Here is a 19,582-nt window from a genome sequence, read left to right on the forward strand (position 1 = left end):
CTCCTCGCCCTTGGATCGGGGCTCAGCGGGCGTCGGCGCGTTTCCCTGACAGAAAGGCTCCCGATCGCTGAGCAACCGCTTAGTACCTTCAGCAGGACGAGACGCTAGAAGCCCTGGCACCCGGTGTCAACGGCGCACGCCCCGGCGGGCCGCACGTCACACCGGGCGGGAGCACCCGCCGCTGCGACGTCGCGGTCCGACCGGGGCGCGGATCAGCGCACGAGGAGGTCGAGCAGCCGTTCCACCTCGCCGGCCGGGTCGGTGGTCAGGCCGCTGTGCACGGCGCCGGGCTGGACGACCGTGGAGCGCGGGGCGATCAGCCAGCGGAACCGCCGCCCGGCGTCGTCGCCCGCCGCCTGGCCGGCGCCCGCGCCGCCGCCGCAGACGCCTTCGACGGCGCGCAGGGCGGCCCGCACCCCGAGGACATCGGCCCCCGGGTCCAGCGCCTTCAGCTTCGCCTCGTCCAGGTGCGTGCGGGCGGCGACGAACGAGTGGGCCCGGCAGTAGACGAGCACCCCGGCGTTGAAGCACTCCCCCCGCTCGACCCGGGGCACGACGCGCAGGAGCGCGTACTCGAAGACATCGCGGCGCGTCATCGGCCGCCCTCCTCGCCGGTACGGGCGGCCGCCGCGGCACGGTCGCCGCCGGGCTTCTGCCGCGGCGGCAGCCGCTCGGTGAGCCAGCCCGGGGCCTGGGAGGGCCGGGTCGCGGCCGGCGCCTCCAGGGTGATCCGCCCGTGGATGTCGGCGGCCCGCGCGAGCAGCGGTGCGATGTAGGCCCGGCGCACCTCGTCGGCGGAGGCGAAGCCGGGCTCGTCGGCCAGCCAGACGTCCGGCACGTCGGCGGCGACCTCGGTGAGCAGGTCCTCGGTGACCAGCGGGGCCAGCTCGGCGGCCGCGGCCGCGATGTCCGGGCCGAAGGGCGCCAGGACATGGTCGGAGGCGTTGTAGGGCTTGGCGGCGGAGGCCTGGGCGCCGGGCCAGTTGTGGTGCCAGATCATGGTCGCGCCGTGGTCGATGAGCCAGAGGTCGCCGTGCCAGACGAGCAGGTTCGGGTTGCGCCAGGAGCGGTCGACGTTGTTGATCAGCGCGTCGAACCAGACGATCCGCCCGGCCTCGGCCGCCCCGACCTCGTAGGCGAGCGGATCGAACCCGAACGAGCCCGGCAGGTAGTCCATCCCGAGGTTCAGTCCGCCGCTCGCGCGGAGCAGCTCCTGCACCTCCTCGTCGGGCTCGGCGAGTCCGATGACGGGGTCGAGTTCGATGGTCACCAGCTCGGGCACCCGCAGCCCCAGCCGACGGCCGAGCTCCCCGCAGATGATCTCCGCGACGAGCGTCTTACGGCCCTGCCCCGCCCCGGTGAACTTCATGACGTATGTGCCGAGATCGTCGGCCTCGACGATCCCCGGGAGCGAGCCGCCCTCCCGCAGGGGCGTGACATAGCGGGTCGCTACGACCTCTTCCAACACTTCTCCGGGCCACCCATCTCATCAGCCTTACCATCCACGGACGACATCTCCGGGCCGTACAGGCAGGAATCACCGGTCGGCGGCACCGGGGAGAATCCGGGAGTCCCGGCCGACAAGTCGGCCTCCCCGCTCCCGCAGCAGACCGTCGACGGTGCCGCGCCCCTTGCCGCCGGCTTCCGGCACGAAGTGAGCATAGTAACCGAGGGTGATCGCCCACGGGTGGTGAACCTGCCCGCACGAGCTCGCCCGCCCGGGCTCCCGCGGCGGCAGCCGCCGCGAGCACAGGGACAGCCTCGTCATCTACGGCACGCTCGCCGCCGCGAGCGCGCACAGGGCATGAAGGTCGCGGGGCGCCCAGGAGAGTGACGCCCCGCGACAGCCGTCCCCCACGGGCCTTCCACCGCGGGGAACATCTTCGCCAGGCCGTCACGTTCAACGCGGCGTTCACCGCCCTGGGCCTGGCCAACGACATGGACAAGGGCATCGTCGACCGCTTCCGCTCCCTGCCGATGCCCGCCATGGCGGTGCTGCTGGGCCGGACCCTGTCGGACCTGACGATGAGCACGGTGACCCTGGTCGTCACCTCGCTGTGCGGGCTGCTGGTGGGCTGGCGGATCACCGCGTCGCCTGTCGACGCGCTCCTGGCCTACCTGCTGATCCTCCTCTTCGCCTTCGCGATGTCCTGGGTGGGAGCGGCGATCGGGCTGATGGCCCGCAGCGTCGAGGTCGCGCAGAGCGCAGGGCTGATCTGGCTCTTCCCGGTCACGTTCGTCTCCTCGGCCTTCGTCTCCACGCACACCATGCCCGGCCCGCTGCGGACGATCGCGGAATGGAACCCGGTCTCCGGCACGGCCACCGCGGTCCGACAGCTCTTCGGCAACCCGCCGCCGGCCGGCCTTCCGACGAGCGACACCTGGCCGGTCGTGCACGCGCTCCCCTACGCCGTGGTCTGCGCGTGCCTGATCACGGGCGCGTTCATGCTGCTCGCGCTCAGGAGGTTCCGGCGCATCACCCTCGGGTGAGGGGCACCTTCCGGCGATGGGGCGAGCCGCCGCCATGGATGTCACGCCCGGGCCTCGCACACGATCAGGAGGGCAGGCCGGCCGATGAGAAATCGTCTCGCGGACCGATCCGCCGCCCGTCCTGTGGCGAATGCCCCTTGCGCGCGGTTGTCCTGGAAGGAGCGCCGCGCAGTGCGGCACCATCGACGACGGCTGCCGTACACCGTTCCTCGCGGTGACGGCCTGTGAGGAACAGCTGCCGCGGGTCGCCACTCCTGGGGTGCCCCGCGGCAGTGCTCCACCAGACGTAGATCGTGCTCTTGCTGGTGGTGATGGGGCGCTTCGGTTGGCCGGTGGGCACCGGAGGCGGCGATCCCGTGCTCAGTCATCACCACGGGTGAGGGGCGTAAAACCGGGGACGGGGCCCGCCGGCGCCATCGATCACATGGGGAGCGAGAGGAGGCGGACCTCTCCGGCAGGCCAATTCGCACCGTCGCACAGTGGCGTCCACATGGTTCGCAGCGGCATGATCACGGGCCCCTCGGGTTGTTCGACGTGGACGTCCTGCTCAACAGTTCGCCAGCCGAGTCGCTGGTACAGCGGAACGAGGGGCGGCCGGCAGAAGAGAAGCCCGTACTGTGGCCCCATCGTCCGGGCGTGGTCCACGGCCGCCGACACGACCAGTCGTGCCAGTCCGCGCCCGCGCAGATCAGGCGCAACAGCCACCCCGCCGACGCCCACCACCTGCGTGCCGGCCCCGCCGATCGATAGGGGGAGCCGCAGCAGACCGGCGTGTGCGACGAGGCGGCCCTTCTGCCTGATACCGAAATGATCGTCCTTGGGCAGCCACGTCAATCCGGCGTCTGCGACACCGAAGGGATCGGCACTGTCGCCGATGATTTCGATCTGCTCGGTCTTCGTGTACTCCGTGAGTCGCACCACGGTTGGCGGTGCGGAAGAGAGGCGGTCTGTCATCTCGCCATGATCCTGTTCGTGCCGGACCCTGGGCAACCGAAGCACTCAGGGTGGCCAGAAGGGATGCTCGGTCACGCTGGCAGGGGCCACTGCGGGAACAGGTGCGGCCATTGTTGATCATCGGTGTGTGGAGACGGAAGATCATGCGGTGGCCGCAGGTCACAGCGTAGACCTGCCCGTCGGCAGGAGGCATTCACACCTGGTGATCATTTGGCTTGTGGATGTCGAGGTGAAATGACGGCAGCGATGCGGCCGGGAACGTGGGGCGACAGGCTGACCGTCACGTCGTCGGCCTGCCGTTCAGGTGCACCTACGAATGACTCCGAGCGCGGCATGGAGATGTCCGGTGGTGCGTCCCTGAACCCGGTAGGCGGATGGACCCTCCTGTCCGTACGCGCGCACCGGGAGATCGAGCAGTACCTCAAGACGTCCGGGCCGCGGTGGGCGTCACCGCAGCCCACGGGCTACATGCGGGCCGGCCGGGCGTGACCTTCACGTCTCCGTGGGCTCCTGATCGTCGTGTTCTTGCTCCTGCGCCCAGGCGATCGCCCATTCGTCGAGCGGACGTAGGGCATCACGGAGTGCTGTTCCCAGCCGAGTCAGCTCGTAGCCGTCGGCCGAGGACGCGACGATCCCGCTCGATGCGAGTTCGCGGAGCCGCTGGTAGAGGACGCTGGATGACAGCCCTTCACACCGTGCCAGCAGCGCGCGTGCACCGAGCGGCCCCGCACGCAGCTCCCAGAGAATTCGCAGCGCCCACCGACGGCCGAACAGGTCCATCGCGGCCATGACGGGGCGGCCGGTCGTCGATCCACGAACCGGCGTTCCTGGGCGCGGCGTCGGCATGACCCTCCTTGTGTTTCTTTATTCGAAACACTAGCATCCACCCGGGTGTTTCTGATTTCGAAACAAACTCGACGGGAGAGCCGATGTCGCGGATAGCCCTGCTGGAACCGCCGTGCACCGACCAGGCCGGCGCACGGCTCGCGCGCATGATGCCCGGGGACGCCCCGCCGCTGTTCCGCATGTTCGCCAGAGACCTCCCGATGGCCGGCGCCATGCACGGGTGGGGTCGCTACGAGTTGGGCAGCCGGCTGACGTCCCTGGACGGAGGTCCTCATGCATAGGTCGTTGGTCCTGTATTACGAGCCCGCCGACCCTGACCACTTCCGCGACTACTACGTGAACAACCACCTTCCGCTGGTCAGGAATTGGCCCGGCCCACTTGCGTGGCGCTACAGCTTCGACGTAGCGGCGGCCGAGGGAGAAGCCCCGTATTTCGCGGTCTTCGAAGCTGATTTCGCTGACGCCGCCGCCATGGACGCGGCGCTGGCGTCGCCGCATGGCCAGCGGGTGGCCGCCGATGTCGTCAACTACGCCACCGGCGGTCTGGTCGTCATCAACTATCCGGTGCAGGACGGCACCGGCTGAGGCAGGCCGGTACGCTCCGGGACGCGTTCGGTCGGCCGCTTAAGGCTGGGGCCGACTAGGGCGTGTTTCGAAAGTAGCGCCGTCCGCCCGGAGGGCGGGCTCGGCGGCGTCTGGTGCGTGCGATCGCAAGGCGGAGGGTCGCCCCGATACTGGATGTATCGGGGTGATCCCGACAACGCGGCGAGGGATGGGGCCTCCCCTGCTCGAGCGAAGCCGAGAGCTTGGGGAAGTGCCAGGCGTCGCCGAGCAGGCGGGACTTTCGAAACACGCCCTAGGACTCCAGGCGGACATCGGTGTATGTCCTGGTCAACGGCTAGAGCATGGGGATTCTTGGCTGGGTGGTGCCGGGTGAGGGGCGGGTTCGCCCGGCCTGTCCGACGGACGCTCACAGGGCGTGACATAACGGGTCGCTCGACCTCTTCCCACACTTTTCCAGGTCACCCGTCTCTTCAACCTTGCGCAGCACGACCGTCTCCGGAGGGGCTGGGCACGAAATCCGCGCGCGAACGGCTCTGGGGAGATGCCAGGGAGTCCACATGCCCTGGGATCCTTTCTGTTCGTCGATGGCGCCCCCTACGATGCGCGCAGGTACGTCCACCTGGAGTAGGGAGCACCGATGCGGAAGCGTGTGTTAGTCGGTTGTGGCGGTTTCGACTACGACAAGACGCTCAAGGGCCTCCTGATAGAGCAGCCGAAGAGGCCCGACTCGCCCTTCGGTCTGCATGACGGGGCGATCAAGGAGACGTCCCACGGACTCCGCGCATCGGCGTGGCCCCATCCCGAAGCACCTGCCGGGGGCCACCGGTGACAACGCCTCACGAACCGGACCATCACAACGATCCGGGCCATCGCACGGAGATCACGGAGATCCTTGAGCTCTACAAGCTCGCCGTGGAGATGGCCGACCGCGTCTCCGCGCGCCGAGGGACCGCCAACGCCTTCTTCCTGTCCGTCCAGACCGCGTTCGTGGGCCTCGTCGGCTTCGGATTCCCGGAGCTCTCCGAGTCCTCCTGGTGGGCGGCGCTCGCGGTGGCGCTGGCCGGAGTGACCCTGTCCGCCACCTGGTGGCTCCAGCTTCGCAGCTACCGGGACCTCAACACCGCCAAGTTCAAGGGCATCAACAAGATCGAGGAGCGCCTCCCGGTCAAGATCTTCGCGGACGAGTGGGAAGCCCTGCGCCGCGACCCGATCGTCGGCCGGCGCAAGCGCTACGCCGAGTTGGGGACGTCCGAGCGCCTCGTGCCCCTGGTGTTCGTCGCGGCACATCTGCTTCTGCTGGGCGGCGCACTGGCCGCGTGACCTGCCTCTACGCTCTCGGTGCTCGGGCGACCCGAGGGCGCGGGACCATCGGGGCGCCAGGCCCAGAAGGAGTTGATCGCCTTGCCCGAATTCGACATGGAAACGACTGCGGACAACATTCTGGCTCGATGGGACGTGGCACGACAGCAGGCGGCGATGCAGGCCGACGCGGATGCGGAGTTCCATCATTGGCTGATGCGTACGTTTCCGGCGCTCGCCCATGAGCTCGGACCGGCGCCCGACGACGATCTGGCGCACTGCATGACCGTCGCCGCGACCATAGAACGCTGCATTGCTCTTGGCCGGTTCGACGACTCGCTCATTCTGACCGATTGGCTTGTCGGACTCTACGCGCCCCATGGTGGCAGCCTCGCGCTACAGACCATCTCCGGAGCCGTCGAACTCTACCGTGACGCAGGTCTGGTGCCCGAGCTGTACGCACACGCGACAGACTCTCTCAGGCGCATGGTCGACTCGGTACCCCGCGGAGGAGAGACCGAGACGGAACGGCTGATCTGTAGAGCGCTGATGGACCTCAGCACGCTCCTCACCCTCGGCAGAGATACCCACAACCACCAGCAGCGCACGCGAGCGAGCATCGCAGTCTGCGACGAGATCATCGAGCGCTGGGAGTCGAGCAACGACACCTGGCTGCGCGGGAACGTCGCCGCCACCATGACGAACAGAGCAATCAGCTGTATGGAAATCGGCGAGGAGCCGGCGGCCGGACTCACCTATGCGCGCATCGTCGAATTGTTCGCAGTGAACGTTGCCGAGACCGAAAACCCCACGCTGCGCGAGCAGGTTTCCCTAGCTCGACATGCGCTGAACGTCCTGCACAGGGTGAGTTTCCCGCAACCGGAGTTCAAGACCGAGTTCTTGGACGCGATGATGCGGGAAGCTCGGCGAACGGGGCGTCACGACCCGGAAGGGACGACCGGCGTCCCGCGAGACTACGATGCCCAGCACATCCGGTTGGCCGGACAGATCCATCACGCGACGGCGAATCTCGTCCGGAGATCCGCGTGTACGGGAGACCCCACGGTTCTGCTGCTACGCAACTTCGACCTCACGGAGACCTCCTTCGCCAGCTCCCAGCGCAATCAGATATTCGAGCAGACAGGTCCGGAGAACTATGTCCGAACCATCCGCTTCACGAATGGCCAGCGCATACTGAACCAGCTGGCGGAGATCACTGACATCGTGCAGGTCGCCAACACCAAGGCGGCCGCGTTCGGGATAGACAGCCAGATCGATTCCCTGCTCGGCGTCCACATGAAGCTCAAGCGGTTCCTGTACCTCCCTGACGACGGCTGGCTGGACAGCGTGCGCGTGCTCATCGCCCTCGCCGAGCGCATCGTCGTCTGGGCGGGCGAGAAAACCCCTGCCCTGCTGCAGGAACTCGAACTGATCGAAGAGTTGGGGCGCGCCGACGACAGCGTCGTCATACTGGAGAAGCCTGTAGATCCCTTCGGCAACCCGGAGTTCTGGGCCGGCGAGGTGCCACAGCTCGGCGAGCCCCTCACACCGGACGACCCTGCTCTGTCCGGGTTTCCGGTGATCGTGCGCGCCGATGACGTCGTGTCGGACGACCCCGGGAACTCCTTCCTGCGGGAGTTCACCCGCCCCGTCATCGATCTCCGTAGGCGGCCGATCGCCGAGCGCGTCACCTGGATGCGGAGGCGGCTCGACGCGGCGTGGGGCTGAGCGCCGCGAACAGGGCAGCGGCCAAGCTCCGCACAGGCGCGAAGAGCAGTCGGCGGAGTCGGCGAGGTCGGTGGCGCGGCATATCCCGTCGCGAGGGCGGGTAGTGGCCTGTTCCCCGCCGGTGGTGGCACGGCGGCCCGCGGGTGCGGTGGCCGGCCCCGCCTTCCGATGGAGCGTCCATGTTACGGATCCACTTCACGCCCGAGGACCTGACGCGGGTCAGGGTGGCCCGGGGGCCGGACTTCCTGTGGGAGATCACCAACAGCGTGCAGACCCTGCAACGGACGGACGGGGAACGGGTCTTCGGCGCGTGGCGCCGCTGGGCGCGGCCCCGGCTCCCGGAGAGCCGTCGCCTGCTCGCCCCGCTGCTGCCGCCCCGCGGCTACTCCCCCGACTTCCTCACCCCCACCGCGGGCGCCCGCACCACACTCCGGGCCTCCGTCGACACCCTGCTCGGGACACCGCGGACGAGGCTGCGTGCGGAGCTGACCCGGCTGGCCGGGTCGACGCGGCTGCCCGGCTGGGCCGCCTCCCTGGCCGAGGGCGACACCGACGCGCTCGCACGGCTGGGCGAGGCGCTCCACGCCTACCAGGCGGAAGCGCTCGTGCCGCACTGGCCGTACGTCCGCGCGGCCCTGGAGGCGGACCGGGCGCTGCGGACACGGCACCTGATGGACGGCGGCACCGAGGCGCTGCTGGCCGGGCTCGGGCCCGACGTCCGCTGGCGGCCGCCCGTGCTGGAGGTCACCTATCCGGTCGAACAGCGGCTGCGGCTGGACGGGCGGGGGCTGGTGCTCCAGCCGTCGTTCTTCTGCTGGCCGACCCCGACCACCCTCGCGGACGGCGGCCTGCCGCCCGTTCTGGTCCACCCCATCCACCACACGGCCGACTGGGCCCGGCCCACGGCGGCGACAGGACCGGCGACGGGCCGGGGCGCCCTCGGCCGCCTCCTCGGGCAGACCCGTGCGGACCTGTTACGGGCGACCCGTGCCGGCTGCTCCACCGTGGAGGCGGCCCGGATGCTCCAGGTGACCCACCCGGCGGTCAGCCAGCACATGAACGTCCTGCGCGCGGCAGGGCTGACCACCACCGTCCGCACGGCAGGCCGCGCCTTTCACTTCGCGACCGCCGAGGGGCGTGCGCTGCTGGCCGCGGAGGACCGCCGCTCCGGTCCCGGGCCGGACGGCGAACCGCACCCGTAAGCCTGGGCTTACACCGCTTGTGCCCGGCTCGGCCGGGACCTCACGCTGTCTCCTGCCACCGCACCCGGCCGGACGGCCCCCACTGCCGTCCCCGCGCCGATGTCCCCGTACGGCCCCGTCCCCCACAGGAGCCCTCATGCGCGCGAGACTCGTCCCCAGCACGGTCGCCGCACTCACCCTCGGAGCACTTCTCCTCCCCGGCACCGCTCAGGCGTCGCCCGCCCCCGCCGTCCCGGTCGTCGATGTGCGGGCCCACGACTCGGCGGCCGGAACGGCCCTCGCCTCCGGGTACGACGGGCCGGGAACCCGGCTGCGGGTCGCCGCCGGGCGCACGGGCGCCGCCCGCTGGCTGGAGATCGACTACCAGGTCCAGGAGACCGGCTACTGGTGCGGCCCCGCCGCGACGCGCATCGCGCTCTCCGCCCGGACCGCCGCGCCGAGCCAGGGCGAGCTGGCCGCGCAGCTCGGCACGACCGAGGCGGGCACCGACCACATCGGCCAGGTCACCGCCGTGCTGAACGCACGGCTCGGCGGCGGCTGGTACGAGACCAAGGAGATGCCGGACGACCCGCCCACCCAGGGACAGCGGGACCTCCTGTGGCACGACATCGTGTACGACATCGACCGCGACCATCCGCTGGTCGCCAACATCGTCGCCCCTCCCGGCAACCAGCCGCCCGGCTACCCCCCGGAGCAGACGATCTACCACTACTTCACCGTCTTCGGCTACGACGCGGTCGACCGCACCGTGCTCATCGCGGACCCCGCGTCCTTCGGCGGCAACCAGATCTACTGGATCTCCTTCGACCAGCTGGCCACCCTGATCCCGCCGAAGGGCTACTCCGCCTGACTCCGTCTGATTCCGTCCGACTCCGCCCGCGACCCCACTCCCCCTGACCAGGAGGTCACGTTGAACACGCAACGGCCCACCCGCAGAGGCGTCATGAAAGCCGCCGCCGGACTGACCGCGACGACGGCACTCGGCGCGGCAGGCGTCCTGTCCTCGGCATCCGCCGCACACGCCGTGGGCGACGGCTTCGGCCTGCGCGTCGTGGACCGCGACGAGCGCGATCCCCGTATGCGCTACTTCCGCTTCGCGACCGACGCGATCGGCTGGGACCCGGGCGTCAACGTCCTGCTTCCGGACGGCTACCACACCGGCGGGCGCAGGTACCCGGTCCTGTATCTGTTCCACGGGGGTGGCACCGGCCAGGACTTCATCACGTTCGACCGGATGGGCATCCGCGCCTGGACCGCCGGGAAGCCGATCATCGTCGTGATGCCCGACGGCGGCTCCGCGGGCTGGTACTCGAACCCGGTCGGCTCCAACGTCGGCCCCCGCGACTGGGAGACCTTCCACATCGCGCAGCTGCTCCCGTGGGTCGACGCCAACTTCCGTACGTACGCCGAGTACGACGGCCGGGCGGTCTCCGGGTTCTCGATGGGGGGCTTCGGGGCGCTGAAGTACGCGGCCAAGTACTACGGGCACTTCGCCTCGGTCAGCTCCCACTCCGGACCGGCCAGTCTGCGACGCGACGGCGGGCTCGTCGTCCACTGGGCCAACCTCTCCTCCGCCGCTGTGGAGTTGGGCGGCGCCACGGTCTACGGTGCACCGCTGTGGGACGAGGCCAGGGTCAGCGCCGACAACCCGGTCCAGCGCGTCGAGAGCTACCGGAACAAGCGCGTGTTCCTGGCCGCCGGCACCAGCCCCGACCCGGTCAACTGGTTCGACACGGTCAACGAGACGCAAGTCCTGGCCGGGCAGCGGGAGTTCCGCGAACGGCTCGGCTCGGCAGGCATCGGGCACGAGTGGCACGAGGTGCCCGGCGGTCACTTCGTCCGCCCCGACCTCTTCCAGCGGGACCTGGACGGGATCGTCGCCCGCCTCCGTAAGGCCTGACGGGCCGCCCACCGGCGTACGGCGGAACCGCCGCGGGCCCGGGGGGACTTCCGGGTCCGCGGCGGCTCGCGGAGTTCCGCGCGTACGGCCGTCAGCCGGCGAAGCAGAGCGGCCGGCCGCCGGAGAAGGCGTAGCAGGAGACCTGACGGGAGGTCGTGCCGCTGCGGCCGCCCCGGTCCGTGACGGTCAGCTGCACGGTGTAGGTGCGCTGGGCGGACGGGTAGCGGTGGGAGGCGGTGGCGCCGGAGCCCGATCCGGGAAGACCGGCGAGAAGACCGACGAAGGGAATGCCGCGATGAGCGCAACGCAGGAGAACCGGAGCCTCCTCGGACGCCGCACGGTCGTCGCCGCGGTGGGAGCGGTCGGAGCGGCTGCGGCCCTCACCGCGTGCGGCGGATCGGACGGATCGGGAGGCGCGGACAGGGTCGAGCAGCCCGGGAGCGGCGGCGGGAAGGGCGGGGAGGTGCTCGCCGCGACCGCGGACATCCCGGAGGGCGGCGGGGTGGTCTTCGCCGCGCAGAAGGTCGTGGTGACCCAGCCGCAGCCGGGCGAGTTCAAGGCGTTCTCGGCTGCACTCATCAGGGCTGCGCGGTCAAGGACGTCGCGAACGGCGCGATCACGTGCCCCTGCCACAACTCCACGTTCGACGCCGCCACGGGCAGCCCGACCGGCGGGCCCGCCACCCGGCCGCTGCCCGCCCGTGAGATCACCGTCGAGGGCGACTCGATCAGGCTGGCGTGACCGCTCCCCGCCCCGCCCTCCGCCTGCGCGGTCGCTTCCAGCCGACGAGTACGGCGTCCGTGGTGGTGACGGTGGCGACCAGGGCGAGCGTGTTGCGGACCATCGCGGAGGTGTACTCGGCGGGCACCCCCGCGATGGCGTCGGCCGGTACGACGGCCGTGTAGCCGAGGTTGACCGCGTCGAAGACGGCGTTGGGGATCGCGATGTTGGCCGATACGCCGGTGACGACGAGCGTCCGGCAGCCGAGATTGCGCAGCAGCGGGTCGACGTCGGTGCCGGCCAGCGGCGAGAGGCCGTGCAGCCGGCGGACGACGAGGTCCTCCTCGGCCACCTCGATGGGGGCCGCGACCCGGACGGCGGTGCTGCCGGTGTGCTGCTGGACGGGCAGCCGGGCGGCAGCGCGGAAGAGCCGGGCGTTGTGGTTTCCGCCGCGACCGTCGGGCCGGCTCTCGGCGACCGCGTGCATCACCTGCACTCCGCTCCCGTGGGCGGCGGCGACGAGGCGGGCGATGTTGGCGAGCGCGCCCGACGAGCGGGCTGCGGCGGCGAGTTCGGGCAGGGCGCTGTCCGGCCCCACGACGCCCTGCTGGCACTCGACGGTCAGCAGGACGGTGGTGGCGGGGTCGAGCAGTTCGGTGAGCCGCTCCTGTGATGGCTTCGACGGCATGGGCGCTCCTCCCTTTCCGGTGTCCCCCGCCCGGGAGGACGGGCTCACGCGGACGGACTCCTGTGGACGCACGGGGCGCGCGAGAGTAGCGGCCATTGCGCCATGAAGGAAGAGCGTCCATGATTTCTGACACACAGTCAGATTCCAGGAGATCCCAGGAGAGGGCGGCCATGACCGACACCCAGCGACGAGGCCGCCGGATCATGATGACGCCCGGGGAGCGCGACGCCTACCTCGGCGAACAGCGCACCTGTCGGGTGGCGACGCTCGGCCCCGACGGCGCCCCGCACGTCGGCGCCCTGTGGTTCGTCTGGGACGGCCGCTCCCTCTGGCTGTACTCCATCACGCGCAGCCTGCGCTGGTCCCAGCTGCGCGGTGACGCCAGGATCGCCGTGGTCGTGGACGACGGCGAGGGGTACGAGGAGCTGCGCGGCGTGGAGCTCACCGGCCGGGCGGAGTTCGTCGGCGAGGCGCCCCGCACGGGCGAGCCCTGCCCCGAACTCGTGGAACCGGAGAGGCTGTTCCCCGTGAAGTACTTCGGCATGACGCAGATGCCGCACGACGGACGGCACGCCTGGCTGCGGATCGCCCCGGAGACGATCACCTCCTGGGACTTCCGCAAGCTCGCCGGTCTCGCCTGAGCCCGCGCGAACCCGGGGCGAGCACCCGCGAACCGAGGCGCGGCCCGCGTACAGAGGCGCGGCCCGGCTGAGCCCCGGCCCCGGCCTCCGGGGCTCAACCGCCGGCCGCCGCCGCGCCCGCACTCACGCCCGCGCCCGCCGTCCGCAGCGCCTCCACCGCGGCGCGGACCGACGGCCGACGGTCCGCGTCCGTGCGCCAGACCGCGTGGACGTGCCGCCGCACGGTCTGCCGCACCGGCACGAGTCGCACGCCCTCGGGGACCGGGCCGCGCCCCAGCCGCGGAGCCACACAGACACCGAACCCGCCCGCGATCAGCGCGAGTTGCGTGTGGTGCTCACCTGCCAGGTGGGCGATGCGGGGCTCGATGCCCCGGGAACGCAGGGTGAACATCAGCCACTCGTAACAGAATTCGCCCTCGGGCCAGGACACCCACTCGTCGTCCGCGAAGTCCTCCAGCTCCACCACGTCACGGTCCGCCAGCGGATGTCCGGCCGGCATGGCGATGTCCGGCGCGTCGTCCAGGAGTTCGGCCTTGGCCAGCCCGCCGGGCACGGGCAGCCGCTTGTTGCTCCAGTCGAGCACGACGGCCAGGTCCACATCGCCGCGGAGCACCTCGCGCAGCCCCTGTTCGGGCTCCAGCTCCCGGGTGCGGACGGTGAGGTCGGGGTGGTCCGCTCGCAGGGAGGTGAGCATCGCGGGGAACAGCCCGCGGGCCGCGGTCGGGAAGGCACAGATCCGCACCTCGCCGACGACCTCGCCGCGCTGCGCCTCGATGTCGGACTGGGCCAGCTCCACCTGCGACAGGATCCGCGCGGCGTGGTCCGCGAGCAGTCGGCCGGCATCGGTGAGGCGGACGCCGCGGCCGTTTCGGGCGAGCAGCCGCTGCCCCACCTCGCGCTCCAGCTTCGCCAGTTGCTGGGAGACCGCCGACGTCGTGACGTGCAGCCCGTCGGCCGCCCCGCTCACCGAGCCGTGGCGGGCGAGGGCGTCCAGCGTGCGCAGCCGCTCCAGGTTCAACATGTAAGCGATGCTACGCGATCGAGCGAAGAAGGATTCACTTGTCCTAAGACATCATCTTCGCCAGGGTGGACCTCATGAGCGCTCCCTGCGAGCCGAGGGCCACGGTCCCGGCGTCAGCACCTCCCCCGCCGCCTCCTCCGTCCGCCCCGACCGCGCCGGCCGCGCGGCGCCCTGCCCTCGACTGGCGCATCCGGTTCGTGGGACTCTCGCTCATCTGGGGGTTCAGCTTTCTGCTGATCAAGGTCGGGACCGAGGGCTACGCCCCGTTCCAGGTCACCTTCGGCCGGCTGCTGGCCGGTACGGCGGTCCTGGTCGCCGCCATGGCGATGCGCCGTGACCGGCTGCCGCGCTCCGCCCGGACCTGGGGGCACCTGACGGTCGCGGCGTTCCTCCTCAACGCGCTGCCGTTCTCGCTCTTCTCCTACGCGGAGCTGACGATCCCCTCGACGCTGGCCGGGATCTGCAACGCCACCTCGCCGCTCTGGGGCATGGCACTCTCGGTGGTCGCCCTGTCGGAGGACCGCCCGACCCGCCGCCGGGTGGCCGGTCTCGGCGTCGGCTTCCTCGGCGTCCTCACGGTGCTGGGCGCCTGGCAGGGCTTCTCCGGCCTGGACCTGCCGGGTACGGGCATGGCGCTGCTCGCCTCGTTCTGCTACCCGGTCGGCTGGATCTACGTCCGCCGCACCCTGGCCGGAACGGGGTCGTCGACGCTGGCGCTGACGGGCAGCCAGCTCTTCCTCGGCACGTTGCAACTGGCGGTGGTGACACCGATGTTCACCTCGGCGCCGACATCCTTCCCCCTGCTCCCGACCCTCTCGGTGCTCGCCCTGGGCACACTGGGCACGGGCCTCGCGCTGCTGCTCCAGTACGGCCTGGTCCAGGAGGTCGGCCCGACGACGGCCCAGATGGTCACGTACTTCATCCCGGTGATCGCGACGGCGGCGGGCGTCGCGCTGCTCGGCGAACAGCTGAGCTGGAACACTCCGGTCGGAGCCGCGATCGTCCTCGTCGGGGCGGCCCTCACCCAGAGCCGGGCGCGCCCCGCCGCGGCGCCGGAGCCCGCGGGAGCACGGGTCGCCGCCGGTCCGAATCCCGCGGGAACCCCGGCCGCCACCGCACCGGAGCCCACGCGAGCCTTGGCCGTCGCCGCTCCGGAGCCCGCGGCGGACCGAGCGGCCCCGCCGGGTGCGGACGCCGCCGGTCTCAGCCGTAGCTGACCGGCCGCGCCGGACCCGCGGCGGCCGCCACCGCGTCCGCCAGGGGCCCGATGTCCGCCGCCGTCAGCGGGGAGACGGTGAGCCGCACCCCCGGGGGCGTGTCCAGTCGGAAGCGGGCGCCCGGGGCCGCGGCCCAGCCCGCATGGAGCAGCCGGGCGACCGCTCCGGTCTCATCGCTCACGGGTACCCACACGTTCATCCCGCTGCGGCCCCGGGCGCTCACGCCCCGCTCCGCCAGCGCATGGATGAGCGCGTCCCGCCGATCACCGTAGGACCGGGACACCGCAGGGGTGTCGACAGCGCCCGAGGTCCACAGGTGGAGCACGGCGCGCTGGAGCAGCCGGCTGACCCAGCCGGGCCCGAGCCGCTGCCGCCCCGCCACCCGGTCGACCGTGACGGCGTCCCCGGTGAGCGTGGCGACCCGCAGATCGGGGCCGTACGCCTTGGCCGCGGAGCGGACGAACGCCCAGTGGGCCGTCACCCCGGCCAGCGGGTGCAGCGGCAGGTCGACGATGGCGTGCCCGTGGTCGTCCTCGATCAGCAGCACGTCCGGGTGGCGCCCCAGGACCGCGCGCAGCTCCCGGGCGCGCGGCGCGTCCAGGGACGCGCCGGTCGGGTTCTGCGCCCGATCGGTGACGACGAGGGCCCGCGCCCCGGCTCGCAGCGCCCGCTCCACCTCCGCGGGCAGCGGACCGGAGTCGTCCACGCCGACCGAGACGGCGCGCAGCCCGAGCGCCGGTACGAGGTCGAGCACGCTGCCCCAGCCGGGGTCCTCCACCGCCACCGCGTCGCCCGGCTTCAGGTGCGCCGCGAGAACCCGCTCGATCGCGTCCAGCGCTCCGGACGTCACCGCGACCGGCCCGGCGGGCACCCCGTCGGCGTCCATCGCGGCACGGGCGTACGCGGCGAACTCCGCGACCACCGAGGCCTGCCCGTACAGACCATGGCTCTCCGCGTCGGCCGCGGCCGCCACGGCGAGCGCCGGCCCGAGGTCGGGCAGCAGCTCCGGGTCGGGATTGCCCTCGCCGAGGTCCCGTACGCCCGGAGGCGCCTCGATGCGCAGCGACCCGCGCGGCGTGCTGGCCGGGGCCGGACGCACCCGGCTCCCCCGCCGGCCCGCCGTCTCGATCACGCCGCGCTCGCGCAGCGTCCGGTAGGCGGCGGCCACCGTATTGGGGTTGACCTCCAGACGCGCCGCCAACTCCCGCATGGGGGGCAGCACATGGCCCGGCGGAAGGTCTCCGGAGCCGACTCCGCGCTCCACACTGGCGGCGATCTCCGCCGCACGCCGCCCACTGATCCGATACTCTCCTAGCACAAACAACAGTATGCACTAGTGCAATGGAGTCAGCAAATGCAGCACACCGCAACGCCCGACGACACGGGCTCCGGCGTCGCCGCCCCCTACCTGCCCACCGACCGCACGGTACCCACCCGGTCCAAGGAGCGCGCCTCCTACGACCGCGAGCTGGTCCACTCCATCCTCGACGATGCCTACCTCTGCCACCTGGGTTTCGTGCGCGACGGCGCCCCGGTCGTCCTGCCGACCCTCTTCGGCCGGATAGGAGAGCGGCTGTACGTCCACGGTTCGACGGGCTCGCGACCGCTGAGGACGGCGAAGAGCGCGGACCCCGGCCTGCCGGTCTGCCTGACGGTCACCCATGTCGACGCCCTCGTCCTGGCCAGGTCCGCCTTCCACCACTCGATGAACTACCGCTCCGTGGTGGTGCACGGCACGGCCGTGACGGTGACCGACCCCGAGGAGCGCCGCCTCGCCCTGGACGCGATCGTGGAGCAGGTCGTGCCCGGCCGCTCCCACGACTCCCGGCCCGCCGACGCCAAGGAGCTCGCCGCGACGGCGGTGATCCGGCTGGACCTGAACGAGGTGTCCGCGAAGGTCCGCACCGGCGGGCCCAACGACGAGCCCGAGGACAGCTCCCTCCCTCACTGGACCGGCATCGTGCCGCTCACGCGGGGCTATGGAGCGCCGGTCCCCGCGGACGACCTGGATCCGGCCATCGCCGTACCGGACTACCTGTCCGCGCTCTGAACCCGGTCGCGGCAGCCGTGGCTGCCGCGACCTCCACCGCGGCCCCCACCGGGCCGGGCCCGTCACACCGCCGGCGCCTCCCTCCGGCGGGCCGCCGCGCCGCGCGTCTCCGCGAGGGCCAGTCCGGCCACGGCGGTCAGCAGGAGCAGCGTGCCGAGGACCGTGGCCGCCGTCAGCCGCTCCCGCAGGACGGTCACCGCGATGACGGCCGCGCTCACCGGCTCCAGCAGCATGATCACGGAGACGGTGGCCGATCGGACGGCGGCCGCCCCGGCGAAGTACAGCGCGTAGGCGAGCGCCGTGGGAACCGCGGCCACGTAGACCAGCAACCACAGCACCTGCCCCGTCTCGGCGGTGTGCGGCACCAGTCCCTCGGCCATGGCCATGGGCAGCAGGCCCACCGCTCCGATGCCGAACGCCCAGGCGCTGGTGGTCAGCGCGTCACCGCCGCCGCCGTCCCGCCCGAGCAGACGGGTGAGCACCGTGATGGCCGCGTACCCGGAGGCGGAAAGCAGCGCGAGCAGCACGCCGGCCGGCACGACGTCGCCGCCCTCGCCGCCCAGGACCAGCACGACGAGCCCGGTCAACGCACCGGTCACGGCGGCCAGGCCGCCCCGGCCGAGGCGTTCGCCCAGCAGCAGACGCGCCCCGACGGCGATCAGGACGGGCCCGGCGCCGAGCGTGACGACGGTGCCGACCGCGAGTCCGGTGACCTCGACCGCCGCGAAGTACGCGCTCTGGAACACGGTGAGACCGATGCCGGTACCGAGGATCCGGAGCAGCCGGCGACGCCGGGGTTCGGCCTCCCGGGGCGCCCGGCGGGGGCGCAGGGCGAGCGCGCCGGCGAGCAGGAGGAGGCCGCCCGCGCAGCGCCAGAAGGACAGCGCGAGGGGGCCGAGATCGCTGACCCGGAAGATCAGGGACGCCGCCGCGCCGGCGGTGCCCCAGGCGACTCCGGCGACGACCAGGTACAGCATGCTCCGCCCGACGGGCAGCACGGAGGCAACAGGGATGGACATGTGACTTCTCCAGAGGAGGACGGGATGGCAGGTCGCTCGGCTCCGCACGCGGGCAGCGACGAGCCGCTCGGGGACTGCCCGAGCCCGGTCTTCGTCAGGAGTGGCCGCCCGCGCTAGGCGGCAGGGGGCGGCAGCACAGTCAGATGCATGGCCGTCACACTAATGCGGGGCCCGGTCGCCGGACAACTCGCCCTCGACGGCCCCGGCCACCGTGCCCACGCCGACGCCGGAGGCGACGGGACCCGACGGAGGCTTCGGCGCGGCGGACTGGGCGATGAACGCGCCGGTCAGGACCACGAATCCGCCGATGAGCTGCGGCGCGGAGAGGTGCTCGCCGAGGAGCACCCAGGCCAGGCCGGTGGCGATGACCGCTTCGAGGCAGGCGACGACCCCGGCCACCTGGGGCGAGAGCAGCCGGACGGAGACGACCCCGGTGGCGTACGCGAGCACGGTGGCGAGCAGCACGATCCAGCCGAGCAGCAGCCAGGCGGGCACCTCGTTGCCGTTCATGGCCGCGCTGCCGCCGAGCAGCGACCAGTCCATGCCCCAGGGGCGGGCGACGACGGTGAGGACGGCCGCGCCGACGAGGAGACCGTACGCGATGACGCCAACGGGGTGCGGAGGCTCGGCGTGCTTGCCCCCGCCGTCCCGGCCGTCCTGCCCGCCGTGGTCGGAGAGGACGAAGTAGCCGACCTGGCAGCAGGCCGCGCCGAGGGCCAGCAGCAGGCCGAGCAGGTCGAACTTGAGCCCGGACCAGACCTCGACGACACACGCCAGGCCGCCCACCGCCAGCACCACGCCGACCGCGGCGGCCCGGGTGACGGGCCTGCGCTGCACGAAGCGGACCCAGCCGAGGACCAGCGCGGGCGCCAGATACTCCACCAGGAGCGCCACACCGACCGGGATGCGGGAGATGGAGGCGAAGTAGAAGGCCTGGACCCCGGCCACCGCGAACAGGCCGAACCCGGCCAGCAGCGCGGGGCGTTCCCGTACGAGATTCCGGTGGCGCCAGGCGACCGGGAGCATGAAGACGGCGGCGCCCGCGACGCGCAGCCAGACCACGTGCAGCGGGTCGAGCCCCGCCTCGATCAGCGGCTTGGCCGCCACACCCGAACCGCCGAACGCGAAGGCCGAGACCAGCGCGAGGCCCAGCCCGGCACTTCTGCCCTGGAATCCCGAAGACGCTTGCATCGGCACATCATGGCAGCAGTCGACAGCACCGTCATCCCCGTGACACCTGTCG

General features: G+C 71.8%; 20 protein-coding genes and 1 pseudogene. 12 read left to right on the forward strand and 9 right to left on the reverse strand.

Annotated elements, in window-relative coordinates; genetic code table 11:
* Positions 1–212: 212 nt before the first annotated feature.
* Together OG245_RS04720 and OG245_RS04725 are read right to left on the reverse strand one after the other, a co-directional pair.
* On the reverse strand, positions 213–596 hold the full coding sequence (locus tag OG245_RS04720) for a DUF3037 domain-containing protein (RefSeq protein ID WP_371622293.1): 384 nt from the start codon (positions 594–596) through the stop codon (positions 213–215).
* Positions 593–1,468 carry a HipA family kinase gene (locus OG245_RS04725; RefSeq protein ID WP_371622294.1) on the reverse strand — a complete coding sequence of 292 codons (876 nt, stop codon included), beginning with the start codon at positions 1,466–1,468 and terminating at the stop codon, positions 593–595. Before OG245_RS04725 ends, OG245_RS04720 begins: the two co-directional genes overlap by 4 nt.
* 362 nt (positions 1,469–1,830) lie before the next feature.
* On the opposite strand from OG245_RS04725, the gene OG245_RS04730 reads away from it, so the two are divergent.
* Positions 1,831–2,490 (forward strand): ABC transporter permease, encoded by a 660-nt coding sequence (locus tag OG245_RS04730; protein WP_371622295.1) that lies wholly within the window; start codon positions 1,831–1,833, stop codon positions 2,488–2,490.
* Between the two features lie 420 nt (positions 2,491–2,910).
* Here OG245_RS04730 and OG245_RS04735 read toward each other — a convergent pair whose 3' ends face one another.
* Both OG245_RS04735 and OG245_RS04740 read right to left on the reverse strand, forming a co-directional pair.
* Positions 2,911–3,444: a GNAT family N-acetyltransferase gene (locus tag OG245_RS04735; protein ID WP_371622296.1), complete on the reverse strand. Its 534-nt coding sequence runs from the start codon at positions 3,442–3,444 to the stop codon at positions 2,911–2,913.
* A 492-nt stretch (positions 3,445–3,936) separates the two neighbouring features.
* Positions 3,937–4,233, reverse strand: a complete 297-nt coding sequence (locus OG245_RS04740) for a winged helix-turn-helix transcriptional regulator (protein ID WP_371627806.1) — start codon at positions 4,231–4,233, stop codon at positions 3,937–3,939.
* 140 nt (positions 4,234–4,373) lie between these two features.
* Here OG245_RS04740 and OG245_RS04745 point away from each other — a divergent pair, with 140 nt between their 5' ends.
* The 8 genes and pseudogenes from OG245_RS04745 (at position 4,374) to OG245_RS04780 (ending at position 11,724) form a co-directional block, all read left to right on the forward strand.
* Positions 4,374–4,571 carry a hypothetical protein gene (locus OG245_RS04745; RefSeq protein ID WP_371622297.1) on the forward strand — a complete coding sequence of 66 codons (198 nt, stop codon included), beginning with the start codon at positions 4,374–4,376 and terminating at the stop codon, positions 4,569–4,571.
* Positions 4,564–4,875, forward strand: coding sequence for an EthD family reductase (locus tag OG245_RS04750; protein ID WP_371622298.1), 312 nt, complete (start codon positions 4,564–4,566; stop codon positions 4,873–4,875). Before OG245_RS04745 ends, OG245_RS04750 begins: the two co-directional genes overlap by 8 nt.
* Before the next feature lie 804 nt (positions 4,876–5,679).
* Positions 5,680–6,174, forward strand: coding sequence for a hypothetical protein (locus OG245_RS04755; RefSeq protein ID WP_371622299.1), 495 nt, complete (start codon positions 5,680–5,682; stop codon positions 6,172–6,174).
* Between the two features lie 81 nt (positions 6,175–6,255).
* A complete protein-coding gene (locus OG245_RS04760; RefSeq protein WP_371622300.1) occupies positions 6,256–7,881 on the forward strand; it encodes a hypothetical protein in 1,626 nt (541 codons plus the stop codon).
* 179 nt (positions 7,882–8,060) lie between these two features.
* Positions 8,061–9,083, forward strand: coding sequence for a winged helix-turn-helix domain-containing protein (locus tag OG245_RS04765; RefSeq protein WP_371622301.1), 1,023 nt, complete (start codon positions 8,061–8,063; stop codon positions 9,081–9,083).
* Positions 9,084–9,219: 136 nt separating this feature from the next.
* Entirely contained in the window at positions 9,220–9,933 is a 714-nt protein-coding gene (locus tag OG245_RS04770) for a C39 family peptidase (protein ID WP_371622302.1), read from the forward strand.
* Between the two features lie 60 nt (positions 9,934–9,993).
* Positions 9,994–10,983 carry an alpha/beta hydrolase gene (locus tag OG245_RS04775; RefSeq protein ID WP_371622303.1) on the forward strand — a complete coding sequence of 330 codons (990 nt, stop codon included), beginning with the start codon at positions 9,994–9,996 and terminating at the stop codon, positions 10,981–10,983.
* A gap of 295 nt (positions 10,984–11,278) precedes the next feature.
* A pseudogene (locus OG245_RS04780) lies at positions 11,279–11,724 on the forward strand (Rieske (2Fe-2S) protein).
* Here OG245_RS04780 and OG245_RS04785 read toward each other — a convergent pair.
* Positions 11,711–12,391, reverse strand: a complete 681-nt coding sequence (locus tag OG245_RS04785; protein WP_371622304.1) for a cysteine hydrolase — start codon at positions 12,389–12,391, stop codon at positions 11,711–11,713. The pseudogene OG245_RS04780 and the gene OG245_RS04785 sit on opposite strands and share 14 nt — an antisense overlap.
* Before the next feature lie 170 nt (positions 12,392–12,561).
* Here OG245_RS04785 and OG245_RS04790 point away from each other — a divergent pair, with 170 nt between their 5' ends.
* Positions 12,562–13,032 (forward strand): pyridoxamine 5'-phosphate oxidase family protein, encoded by a 471-nt coding sequence (locus OG245_RS04790; RefSeq protein WP_371622305.1) that lies wholly within the window; start codon positions 12,562–12,564, stop codon positions 13,030–13,032.
* 94 nt (positions 13,033–13,126) lie between these two features.
* On the opposite strand, the gene OG245_RS04795 is transcribed toward OG245_RS04790, so the two are convergent.
* Positions 13,127–14,053 carry a LysR substrate-binding domain-containing protein gene (locus tag OG245_RS04795; protein WP_371622306.1) on the reverse strand — a complete coding sequence of 309 codons (927 nt, stop codon included), beginning with the start codon at positions 14,051–14,053 and terminating at the stop codon, positions 13,127–13,129.
* A gap of 74 nt (positions 14,054–14,127) precedes the next feature.
* Between OG245_RS04795 and OG245_RS04800 the strand changes: the two genes are divergently transcribed.
* A complete protein-coding gene (locus OG245_RS04800; protein WP_371622307.1) occupies positions 14,128–15,270 on the forward strand; it encodes a DMT family transporter in 1,143 nt (380 codons plus the stop codon).
* Here OG245_RS04800 and OG245_RS04805 read toward each other — a convergent pair.
* Positions 15,257–16,588, reverse strand: coding sequence for an aminotransferase class I/II-fold pyridoxal phosphate-dependent enzyme (locus tag OG245_RS04805; protein WP_371622308.1), 1,332 nt, complete (start codon positions 16,586–16,588; stop codon positions 15,257–15,259). The two genes, OG245_RS04800 and OG245_RS04805, sit on opposite strands and share 14 nt — an antisense overlap.
* A 36-nt stretch (positions 16,589–16,624) precedes the next feature.
* Between OG245_RS04805 and OG245_RS04810 the strand changes: the two genes are divergently transcribed.
* A complete protein-coding gene (locus tag OG245_RS04810; RefSeq protein ID WP_371622309.1) occupies positions 16,625–17,320 on the forward strand; it encodes a pyridoxamine 5'-phosphate oxidase family protein in 696 nt (231 codons plus the stop codon).
* A gap of 62 nt (positions 17,321–17,382) precedes the next feature.
* Here the strand turns inward: OG245_RS04810 and OG245_RS04815 are convergent, their stop codons facing one another.
* Positions 17,383–18,339 carry a DMT family transporter gene (locus OG245_RS04815; RefSeq protein WP_371622310.1) on the reverse strand — a complete coding sequence of 319 codons (957 nt, stop codon included), beginning with the start codon at positions 18,337–18,339 and terminating at the stop codon, positions 17,383–17,385.
* A 159-nt stretch (positions 18,340–18,498) separates the two neighbouring features.
* Positions 18,499–19,530, reverse strand: a complete 1,032-nt coding sequence (locus OG245_RS04820) for a DMT family transporter (RefSeq protein ID WP_371622311.1) — start codon at positions 19,528–19,530, stop codon at positions 18,499–18,501.
* Positions 19,531–19,582: the final 52 nt, after the last annotated feature.

It is taken from the genome of Streptomyces sp. NBC_01116, assembly GCF_041435495.1.
Lineage (GTDB): Bacteria > Actinomycetota > Actinomycetes > Streptomycetales > Streptomycetaceae > Streptomyces.